Raw genomic sequence first — 10,030 nt, forward strand, 5'->3', positions numbered from 1 at the left:
AGCGCAACCCCCTCTCCGCGGCTACGCCGTGGGGTTATGGTCCTGCCAAGGTTCTTCAAGAGAGGAAAGTTCGTGGGAACCCGGACGTACGACTCGGGCCTCACAATCTACTTCGACGACTGGACACTCGCTCATCTTCAGGTCGCCATCGGGGTCAAACTCCACAACAGAGAGAGCTTTCATCTCTCCTGGAAAAATGACAAGGATGGTGACGGAGGGCGAGGCTCCATCTGGATATTCCCTGGCGCCCCACTTTTCTATAAGTTCGCCGATGGACGCTGGCCTCGCCTCAATTCGAAGTGGGTCGACGCTTTAGTTAAGTCCTCAAACACACCTGAAGGAATGACGGTCATGCTAGAACCGCGCCCGCTTGATAACGATTCAACGCGCCACGCGCCTGGCCGCATTTGGACCTAATCAGCGTACACAGGGCCACGCAGAGCCAGGCAGGGGAGAGCGGTCGGAAAACGATCGGCTACCGAACGCTAAGGCTCGGCGAACTATGTCGCCGTAAAGCATGGACGCACGAACAGCGGCAGCGCAACCCCCTTCCTGAGACTGTGTCACTGGGGATATGGTTTTGCGAAGTAACTTGGAGGGAGGAGAAGTTCTTGGGACTCCTTAGATACGGTTCGAGGCAGGTTATTCATGTCGACGATTGGACGCTCGCTCACCTCCAGGTCGCTATCGGGGTCAAGCTTCATCTGAAAGAGAGTTTCCATCTCTCCTGGACGAATGACCATGAGGGCGACGGTGGCCGTGGCGCGGTGTGGATTTCCCCCGGTGTGGCGCTCGTATACACGTTTTCCGATGGTCAGTGGCCTTTCCTGAATTCGAAGTGGGTCGAAGCGTTGGTGCAATCCGCGAATACTCCTGAAGGCATGACGGTTCTGTTGGAACCGCGCCCGCTCGTCGTGCACTCAACCAGCCAGCGGCAGGGCATCTGGATCTAGTTCGCGTACGCCGGGCCTGGCAGAGCCAACGACAGCCGGAGCGGCCGTTAGGCGAGCCGCCCGACGAGGATGCTGTGAAGATGCCATGCTCTCTCCATGAGTATTGACTATCCCCGAACAATGCAGTTCAGTTTTCCTGGGTTTGCGGAGTTGGATGTGGTTGTGACCCGGAATTCCGCGCTGAATGGGAACTCCGGGAGTTCTTCGGTGCGCTTCAACGTGGGGGCAGGAAATATCTGGTTGGGTGAGGAGATCCGAGAGTTCGACTCGGCTCGAGAATTTACGATTCAGCTTTCCGGGGAAGACGAGCACAGAAACCTCGCTCAGGCTTTTCGGGCAGCGGCCGATGAACTGGATAGGGCGTAGCGCCCTTAGTCGTTTGAAGACTTCCTCGCTGGACTGAAAGTAGAGAGCACCTGCCTGTGGTGGCCGCCAATAGGCGGTTGAGCGCTTAGGTGAAAGCGATCTTGTAGGCGAGGATATCGGCCGCTACTTGATCTACAGTGGCGAGTAGCGCCAGATGGTAGCGCCAGTCCAGGTAAGTGGTAGCGCCGTTCTGACGAGGTGGTAGCGGCCCGGGCGCTGTGCCCGGGCCGCTCTAGTGTTATTCCCAGTAGGTCTCGTGGGCGCGGGCTTGGTCGTTGCGGTGCCGGCGCATGTCGATCTGGCCGAGGTTGATGATCCGGGCGTTGTTGGCGAGGCGGTTCACGATCGAGTCCGCCGCGACCCGGTCGGGCAGCTCGGCAACCCAGTGCGCTGGCCCGGTCTGTGAGGCGATCATCGTCGGCAGCCGGTGTTCGCGGTTGGCGAGGATCGCGAACAGATCGCTGGCGGCGTCGCTGTCGATGCCAACGGTGAGGAAGTCATCGATGATGAGCAGGTCAATATTGGAGAGCTCGTTCAACAGTTTCTGGTGAGCGATGCCGTCGCCGCGGGCGATGACGAGCCGGCGGGCGAGGTCGTCCATCCGGAAGTAAAGAACCGAGTGTTCGCTCTGGCAGGCACCGATGGCAAGTGCGCAGGCAAGGTAGGTTTTGCCGCCGCCGGTGGGCGAGATGATGAGCAGGTTCGTCGCATCGGAGCGCCAGTCGTGGGCGGCATAGCGTCGCATGCGGACCGGGGTGATGCCGCGGCCGTCGCGGTAGTCGACCTCAGCGACGGTGGCGCCGGGGATTGGGAACGCGGCCTGGCGGATGAGCTTGTCGACTTTGTTGATGCGCCGGGACTCCAACGCGTCGTCGACGGCAGTGAGGAAGAGCTGTTCAGGGGTGAGGGTGTCGTTGCCTTCGTCCTGGATGAGTTCTTCTAGCCGGGTCGCAACGTGGGTCACGCGGAGGGCCCGGAACTTGTCGTAATCGATGCTGGTGAACATCAGTTGCCCTCCTCGTCGCGTGCGTAGTGGGAGGCGTCGCGAACGTAAACGTCTGGCATCGTGTCGCGGAAAACGACGGTGCTGACGCGTTTGCGTGTCGAGGCCGCCGGGACCATGGGCCGAGGCTTTTTCGCGTCACTGTCGATCGCGGCCATCAACCGTTTCAGGGTCGAGTAAGTCGGGTGAGCGCTGCGGTTCACGAGTTCCTGGCAGGCCGCCTCCAACCGTTCCCGGTTGTTCTTGCCCAGCCCGTCCAGGATGTTCTGGCAGGCCAGGTAGCCCTGCGCCTCGATCACCTGGCCGTCGAGAACCTGCTCGATCACCGTCACTGTTGCCGGCCCAACGCTGCGGGCCCGGTCGATGAACCACTGCCTGGACCAGAGCCCGTCAATGTTGCGGTGCTGCGGCGGAACATGCTCGGGCAGGGTCGAGTACTGGCCCTTCCGACCGACCAACCGTGGGTGTTCGCAGAGCATCTCCTGCCCATCGAAGACCGGCACCCGAGACGAGGTCAGCCTCACCCGCAGCAGCTTGCCCGCCAGGGCGAACGGCACCGAATACCGTTGCGTGTCGGCGGTGACGTGGTAATTCCGGGCTGCCTTGAGCTCTTTCCACTCAACGTCCTCGAACCCGGCATCAGGCAACGGGCCCAGCAGCGCCCGTTCCTCAGTGCCGAACCTCTCCCACCGGGTCGTGTCGTCCGCGCGGCGAATGTCATGGTTGATCTCCCGCACCCGCTCCTCGATTGCCGCATTCAGCTCGGCCAGTGTTGTGAAGACGTCGTCGTCGAGGTAACCGATGACGCGTTTGTTCACGACATTCACCGCATTCTCGGCCGCGGCCTTGTCGCGCGGGCGCTTCACGCGGGCCGGGACGATCGCGCACTGATAATGGTCGGCGAGCTGCTGATACCTCGCGTTCACGACCCGCTCCGCGTCGCCCTTGTGGGTTTGGTGGGTCGAGGTCGTCGGGTTGTCCGGAACGACGATCTGAGGAACACCGCCATAAAACAAGAACGCTTGAACGTGGGCGTCGAGCCAGGCCGGCGACTTCATATCCGCATAGGCGCGGCAGAACATCATCCCCGAGAACGGCAGAACCGCCACGAACAGCACCGCCCTGGTGACCTCGCCGGAGACCGCGTCGACCAGGTCGATGGTGTCGCCAGCCCAGTCCACCAGCATCGCCCGGCCCGGCTCATGCCGAAGCACCGCCACCAGATCGTGGCTGCGGAGGTAGTCGGTGAACAGGGCGCAGAACTGCGAATACCCATACTTCTTGCCCGCGTCCTTGGTATCGACGTAACGGCGCCAGGCCAACAACAACGTGAAGTGCCGGTTCTGCTTCATCGCCGCCACCACCCGTGCCAGGTCGGGCTGAACGTACTCGTCCGACACCTTCCGGCGCCCGTCCGGGAACCACTTCGCCAGGTCAGCGTCGGTGATCGCGACCATCGAGGTCAGAGCCCGGTCCTGGACCTCCTGCCGCACCCGGGCCACGTCGCGATGCGAGCACCCCGCGATCTCGACGACCTCGCGGTAACTCCGCCCCTCCAGCAACAACCCCAGTATTTTTCGATAGTCCGCCATGACCCGCCCTTAACAATGAAACGACAACGCCCTATGCGTCGTCCTTTCACAGCTGCGCAGCGCACCGCCGACCGGCGCTACCGTGTTCGCGGAAACGCGCTACCAACTCGCCGGACTACCGCTACCACCAAGCGCTACTCGCCATACAGAGGCACCCGTCGATTCCGCATACCCGATCAAACGGTCTAGCGCCTCGTCGGGGGAGGCATTAGTTTGCGCCACTATAACGCCGGTCGCTTGATGCACCTGAGGGTTATCCCAACTGGGAGAGTTTTTTAACTTTTTTTGGGCCTCATCGGTCACGGTATGTCTGCTTTCTGCCCCACTCGGTTGTGAGGCCCGACTCTAGTCTCGGACGGCACCCGAAAAGAGGTCAAGAAAAGCAAGGCATATCCCCAGGGGCTACGTCCCCGTGAGTGGTGTGGTTTCCCGCTCTTGAGTGTTGCTTTGTCAACGTAAAGAGCCACCGTGGGATGGTCAGTGAGTACCGATCAAAGAACTCACAAAAGGACACACGCGACCCTTCTATGGCTGAAGTCAAGCAGTGAGAGTCGTAAGTTTGCGATAGATGCTGCGGGCGATCAAGCGTGTGAGGCAGCGGTGGATTTCTCGCCGTGATTTGCCTTCGGCGGTGCGTCGCTCGACGTAGGCCTTAGTGGTTGGCTCGGTGAGCATGCGGCTTCGGGCGATGATGTGAAGCGCCCGGTTCAGCTGTCTGTCGCCGTGGTGGTTGAGGCGGTGCCTGATTGTGTTTCCGGATGAGGCCGGGATGGGACTGACGCCGGCTATGGCGGCAAAGGCGGATTCGGATCGTACTCGCCCGGGATGGGACCACGCGGTCAGGAGGATCGTAGCGGTGAACGGTCCAACTCCGGGAATGTCCTGGATACCGGGGGCGAGCTCGTCGACGTGCTTGGCCAGCGCGGCGTGATTGGACTCCATCTCTCGCGGGTGCGGTGGTGGATCGCGGTGGCCAGCCGGCGTGCTTCGGATCGGGCGACGGCGGTCGCGGTGTCATCGCTGGAGCGCTCGCGCTAGGCAGCGATGGCGTCGACCTGCGCGTTGGTCAGCGGTGAGCGGACGTCGAGACCCAGATCGATGATTCGAAGCAGCGCGGTTAACGCGTTTCGGTCGGCGGTGCGCTGGGTGTCGATGCTGTGCCTCGCCACGAGTAGTACGCGAAGGGCGCTCCGGAGCCCATCGGCGCGCGGCAGAATGAGCACTGTCGTGTCGGTGCCCAGCGCTGTGCGGGCAGCGGCGACGGCATCGATCTGGTCGGTTTTTCCGCGGCCGTCTCGGGCCTGGCGTTTCGACGGTTTGATCTCACATACACGGATGCCCGCTGTGGTTAGGGCGCGGGTGGCGGTGGCTCCGTAGGAACTGGTTCCCTCCACGGCGGCCAAGAGTTTTCCCGTGGAGCGACGATCAATCCAAACGAGGGCACGGGCTATGCCAGTGCTGGTGGTGGGGAATGTGGCGGTGTCGATTAGGGCACCCGTGTCAGCGGCGACCACAGCGTAGGTGTTGGTTTTCGCGTGGGTGTCTACGCCGATGACGTAGTTGTACGTGTCGGCCACGATGCTCATGCGGTGTCTCCTTCAGGGTTGGTTGATCACAATCCGAGCCTGAGGAGGGGGCGTCACGAGGCACATCTCTAATGAGTCACATCCCGCCGAAGCGAGGTGGACAGCCTTCTATCAAGCCATCGAAACGGGTCAGGCCGGCACCGGCCGAGCCTGGCGGACAGGTCGTGTGAAAGCCACCGCGTGCGCGGGACAGATGGCTCTAGAGTCACGTCAGAAAGGGCCGATACCAGCATGCCAGCCAGCCTCAGGCCAGCCATTAACTATTAGAGATGGCTCTAGACCAGTCTGCCCTGCTCGACCTGCGGGGAGAACTCAAACTCACCGACGTCACCGACCGCATCCGCGTCGCGACCTACTGTAAGGCCCGCGTCGGCCACCGGATCGTGTCCCAGGCCATCGTCGTCGCGGTCGGGGTGGCCGCCGACGGGCGCCGGGAAGTGCTCGGCTTCGACGTTGGCGACAGCGAGAACGAGGGCTTCTGGACCAGCTTCCTGCGGTCGTTGAAGACCCGCGGTCTCGACCAGGGTCAAGCTGGTCGTGTCTGACGCTCACACCGGCCTGAAGAAGGCCATCGGGTATCCTTGACGCCTGTTCACACCGATAGCCTCGCAGGCTCCTTTCGCCGTTTTACCGGCTCAGATCAGGTCCCAGAATTCGACTTGATGCCGTCTTCCGGCTTCGCTGACAGGCATACGCAACACTCCAGGTTGCTGGGTGTTCCAACGACGTCTTGAGACCGCCCACCGCTTACGAGACACATGCGGTTGTCATGGCAGGCTGGGCGGGATTGAAACGAAGCCGCACGACCCGTGGATTACTTGCGTTGCGAGCGGGGGACCCATTCTTCGGCGAAGTGTGGTGCGAATCAGCCGGTAGCTGCCACAAGGGCGGTTCAGGAAGGCATCAACGTCATGAGTGAGATCACCGCCCACCATGGGCTCTTCAAGAACACTAACCTTCACGTCGACGACACCGGTGGCGGCGGCCGCACCGTCATCTTGATCCACGGATGGCCCCTGTCGGGCGAGTCATGGAGTAAGCAGGTCCCCGCTTTTGTCGAGGCCGGCTACCGCGTCGTCACCTACGACCGCCGCGGCTTCGGACGCAGCGACAAGCCGAAGACCGGCTACGACTACGACACCCTCACCGAAGACCTCCACACGCTCCCCACCGAACTTGACCTGAAGGACGTAACCCTCGTCGGCTTCTCAATGGGCGGCGGCGAGGTCGCACGCTACTTCACCAAGTACGGTACCAAGCGACTGCACAGCGTGGTCTTTGCGTCAGCCGTACCGCCATATCTGCTGCACACCAACGACAACCCCGAGGGTCCACTACCCAAGGAACAGGCCGCCGAAATGACCGCCGCCCTGACAAAGGACGAAGACTCCTTCTACGACCAGTTCACGACCGATTTCTTCTCGGTCGACGGCGTGCTCAAGGTCTCCGAAGCCGATCGTCAGGAGGCACTAGCGCTTGCCAAGCAGGCATCCAAGACCGCAGCGCTCGAGGCGCTGGCCTCGTTCGCGAACACGGACTTCCGCGACGACCTGCCAAAGGTCATCGTGCCCACGCTAGTCATTCAAGGCGCCGGCGACGGGATCGTGCCATTCGAAGGGTCGGGAGCGCGCACGCACACGGCAATCACCGGGTCGGAGTTGCACGTGGTTGCAGGTGCCCCTCACGGCGTCAACGTCAGCAACGCCGATGAGTGGAACCGGGTGGTTTTGGGCTTCCTCGCAAAGTAGAACACGAAGACACGCGCACGCCCGCACACCAAAATATGTGCGGGCATGCGCCGTGTCCGGGCAGTCTCAGACAATAACCATGCGGAGATAGATGGTTCGTACGGAAACACTCGGCCGGTGATTCCCATAACTACGTACCAAAAGCTCATGCTTGAAACCAGGTACTAATACTCAGTTATGGGACACCTGGAGAGCGTGATGAGAAAAAAATCGGTTACGCGCGAGTATCAACCCGCCAGCAGCCCACCGACCGCCAAGAAGCAGACCTCCTCGCCGCCGACATCCGACGCGACGACCTCTACTTCGACCACGGTATCTCCGGCGCTCGAGCATCCCGACCGAACTTCGACCGGGCCTTGGACGTGCCGTGCGACGGGGACACCCTCGTCATCACGACCCTCGACCGGCTCGGCCGATCGACGCAGAACATGTTCGCCTTCGCCAAAAATCTCCGGGCGCGCGGCGTCGGCCTCCGCGTGCTGAACCTCGGCGGCGGGGACGTCGACACATCAACACCGATGGGATCAATACTGTTCACGATCATGACCGCTCTTGCACAGATGGAGCCCGACATCAAACGCGAACGCATCACCGATTCAGTCAGCAAACGACGTGACGCCGGCAAAGACTTCGGCGGACGACCACAAAAGGTCACCGACCGGCAGATCCGTAACGCCCTCCGACTCATCGACGGCGGCGAACCGGCCGCCCAAGTCCTACGCGACCTCGGAATGCCCCGCTCCACGTTCTACCGCCGCGCACGAACAATCGACTCCTGACGAGTGTCATTTAGCGCTGTCAGAACACCGCCATTCACCGCAGACGGGGAGCGAATGCTCCTCGCTCCGCAGCGACGTCGAGCGTGGATCGTGCTCTCTCGGACGATGCGCCGGATTCGCGAGAACAGCCGTCCCAACTGTTTCGCCGTCCTAGTTAAAGCATGCGCTCGGGCAGGGCACCTATTCTCATGCGCCCGGTAGGGGTACCTTTTACGTTATGAAAGCAGATAAGCAACTCTCAGACAACATGCAAGCCGTTCTCGTCGACTTAATCGAACTTCATCTGCAGGGGAAACAGGCCCATTGGAACGTGGTCGGTAAAAACTTTCGAGACACGCACCTGATCCTGGACGAGATTATTGAGGTGGCTCGTGCCAAGTCCGACGACGTGGCCGAGCGCATGCGGGCACTTCACGCCCTACCCGACGGCCGATCAGAAACGGTGAGCAAGACGACAACCCTTCCTAAATTTCCGGGAGATCAGGTCGACACGGCCGAGGTCGTGAATCTCATCACCGAACGTCTGGACGCTGCAACGGCGACTTGCCGTCGGGTTCATGACGAAGTGGATGAGGCCGACCCCACCACAGCTGACATCTTGCATTCCGTCATTGAGGTACTTGAGCAGTACGCGTGGATGGTGAGTGCGGAAAACATGAAGCCCCGCAAGCGCACCGCGAGCGGGACCTAGAAGCCCAGCGCGTGCGCGTCCGTGGCCACTGTGATGCTGACACCTTTGCCTCGGACGCTCCATCGTGAGTTCCGTCCGAATGTCTAGACGGCCCGGTGACGGCCGGACATGGCGCCGAGGCTGTCCGACACGCAATCGTTCAGACCATCACCACCCTGCTTGAGGCGCTTCGCAAATCTCTGACCTGGGACCAAGGCGCCGAGATGGTGCAACACGCCAAATTACGCATCCAGACAGGGGTGTCGATCTACTTCGCCGACGCCCACTCCCCGTGGCAGCGGCCCAGTAACGAGAACACAAACGGGCTGCTCCGCCAGTATTTCCCCAAAGAGACGGACTTCACCGGCTGTGCCCGCGTCGATCTCGACGGCGTTGCCAAGACCCTGAACGAACGGCCGCGTAAGCCCGTCGGATTCAGGACGCTAGCTGAAGCGAAGAGCGAGTTGCTGTTGACCGCAAGCACCGGTGTTGCGACGACCAGTTGAATCTGCCGACGTGAGAACTAACGTTGCCGTGATCTGCGATGGCTACCCTGCTTGAACAGAACCCAAGCGGTCCCAGATGCGGTGCGCCGGGAGCAGCCCGAGGACGCCTTCCGTGGACGCGGTGGCATCGCCGAAGATCACGTCGGCCGTGTCCGTGGAGAAGCTCACGTTATCGAATTGGGCGCGAGCCGTGTCGGCGATGGTGATGGCCTTGCCGTGGCGGCATGCTTCCTCCAGCAGCCTGACCGCCCGAGGATCGGCTATCGGGCGGATAGGGCGACTTGCAGGTCTGTGCAGGCGTTGCTCACGCGGTGGCATGCTTTTGTGCAGGTTACCCAGTTGGGGTGGAGGTGAGCCATTCGCTCACATGCGATCACGGACTCTGTGCAGGCTTCCACGCAGGTATCCAGGATTAGAGTCGCTGCTGCGTGATTGGCGCTGGTCGTCCATGAAAGCACCCTGGCCGTCACAAGTCCAATCTAAACGCAGTACAAGTCGGCTAAGAAACACGCTGTGTGCGGAGCATGAGGGTCACGTTAGCGCCGCTGTGCGCCGATATCGCCCCCTTGACCGGCAAGGCGAACGTTTGCTATAGATGCCGGCTGCGGGGGCAAGTTTGTTAGTCGATCCCCATCGGACAGACAGACCAGAACGTCAACCCTTGCTGCTCAATCGTGAGGGGCATGGTCAGTAGGCTTCAGCCCATGAGTGCGGAGCGGGGGTTACGTCCCCGTGAGTGGTGTGGTTTCCCGCTCTTGAGTGTTGCTTCGTCAACGTGAAGAGCCACCGTGGGATGGTCAGTGAGTACCGATCAAAGAACTCACAAA

11 protein-coding genes and 2 pseudogenes are annotated in these 10,030 nt (G+C 61.4%); 8 read left to right on the forward strand and 5 right to left on the reverse strand.

The genetic code is table 11. From position 1 onward, the window contains the following. The first annotated feature begins 36 nt into the window (after positions 1–36). The 3 genes from E3T61_RS22755 (at position 37) to E3T61_RS09910 (ending at position 1,319) form a co-directional block, all read left to right on the forward strand. The gene (locus E3T61_RS22755; protein WP_478213447.1) at positions 37–417 is read left to right on the forward strand and encodes a DUF7882 family protein; all 381 of its coding nucleotides are present in this window, start codon (positions 37–39) and stop codon (positions 415–417) included. Positions 418–611: 194 nt separating this feature from the next. Further along, entirely contained in the window at positions 612–953 is a 342-nt protein-coding gene (locus E3T61_RS09905; RefSeq protein ID WP_134640705.1) for a DUF7882 family protein, read from the forward strand. A gap of 96 nt (positions 954–1,049) precedes the next feature. Beyond that, positions 1,050–1,319 (forward strand): hypothetical protein, encoded by a 270-nt coding sequence (locus E3T61_RS09910; protein ID WP_134640706.1) that lies wholly within the window; start codon positions 1,050–1,052, stop codon positions 1,317–1,319. A 238-nt stretch (positions 1,320–1,557) separates the two neighbouring features. Here the strand turns inward: E3T61_RS09910 and E3T61_RS09915 are convergent, their stop codons facing one another. The 3 genes and pseudogenes from E3T61_RS09915 to E3T61_RS09925 all read right to left on the reverse strand — a co-directional run bounded on the left by E3T61_RS09915 (position 1,558) and on the right by E3T61_RS09925 (position 5,500). After that, positions 1,558–2,325 carry an ATP-binding protein gene (locus E3T61_RS09915; RefSeq protein WP_134640707.1) on the reverse strand — a complete coding sequence of 256 codons (768 nt, stop codon included), beginning with the start codon at positions 2,323–2,325 and terminating at the stop codon, positions 1,558–1,560. Further along, positions 2,325–3,914, reverse strand: coding sequence for an IS21 family transposase (gene istA, locus E3T61_RS09920; RefSeq protein ID WP_241992492.1), 1,590 nt, complete (start codon positions 3,912–3,914; stop codon positions 2,325–2,327). The genes E3T61_RS09915 and istA overlap by 1 nt, the downstream gene beginning before the upstream one ends. 537 nt (positions 3,915–4,451) lie before the next feature. Next, a pseudogene (locus E3T61_RS09925) lies at positions 4,452–5,500 on the reverse strand (IS110 family RNA-guided transposase). 347 nt (positions 5,501–5,847) lie between these two features. Between E3T61_RS09925 and E3T61_RS09930 the strand changes: the two are divergent. The 5 genes and pseudogenes from E3T61_RS09930 to E3T61_RS09950 form a co-directional block, all read left to right on the forward strand. Then, positions 5,848–6,073: pseudogene (locus E3T61_RS09930) on the forward strand (transposase); the annotation flags it as partial. Positions 6,074–6,411: 338 nt separating this feature from the next. After that, positions 6,412–7,248: an alpha/beta fold hydrolase gene (locus E3T61_RS09935; protein ID WP_134640708.1), complete on the forward strand. Its 837-nt coding sequence runs from the start codon at positions 6,412–6,414 to the stop codon at positions 7,246–7,248. 167 nt (positions 7,249–7,415) lie between these two features. Beyond that, on the forward strand, positions 7,416–8,027 hold the full coding sequence (locus E3T61_RS09940; protein ID WP_134640709.1) for a recombinase family protein: 612 nt from the start codon (positions 7,416–7,418) through the stop codon (positions 8,025–8,027). A gap of 217 nt (positions 8,028–8,244) precedes the next feature. Further along, the gene (locus tag E3T61_RS09945) at positions 8,245–8,718 is read left to right on the forward strand and encodes a Dps family protein (protein ID WP_134640710.1); all 474 of its coding nucleotides are present in this window, start codon (positions 8,245–8,247) and stop codon (positions 8,716–8,718) included. A 95-nt stretch (positions 8,719–8,813) separates the two neighbouring features. Then, positions 8,814–9,203, forward strand: a complete 390-nt coding sequence (locus E3T61_RS09950) for an IS30 family transposase (protein WP_134640711.1) — start codon at positions 8,814–8,816, stop codon at positions 9,201–9,203. A 42-nt stretch (positions 9,204–9,245) separates the two neighbouring features. On the opposite strand, the gene E3T61_RS22675 is transcribed toward E3T61_RS09950, so the two are convergent. Both E3T61_RS22675 and E3T61_RS22760 read right to left on the reverse strand, forming a co-directional pair. Next, positions 9,246–9,521: a hypothetical protein gene (locus E3T61_RS22675; RefSeq protein ID WP_134640712.1), complete on the reverse strand. Its 276-nt coding sequence runs from the start codon at positions 9,519–9,521 to the stop codon at positions 9,246–9,248. Further along, positions 9,464–9,673, reverse strand: coding sequence for a four-helix bundle copper-binding protein (locus tag E3T61_RS22760; protein ID WP_478213448.1), 210 nt, complete (start codon positions 9,671–9,673; stop codon positions 9,464–9,466). Before E3T61_RS22760 ends, E3T61_RS22675 begins: the two co-directional genes overlap by 58 nt. Positions 9,674–10,030 lie beyond the last annotated feature (357 nt).

This window comes from Cryobacterium lactosi, assembly GCF_004403945.1.
Classification (GTDB): Bacteria; Actinomycetota; Actinomycetes; order Actinomycetales; family Microbacteriaceae; genus Cryobacterium; species Cryobacterium lactosi.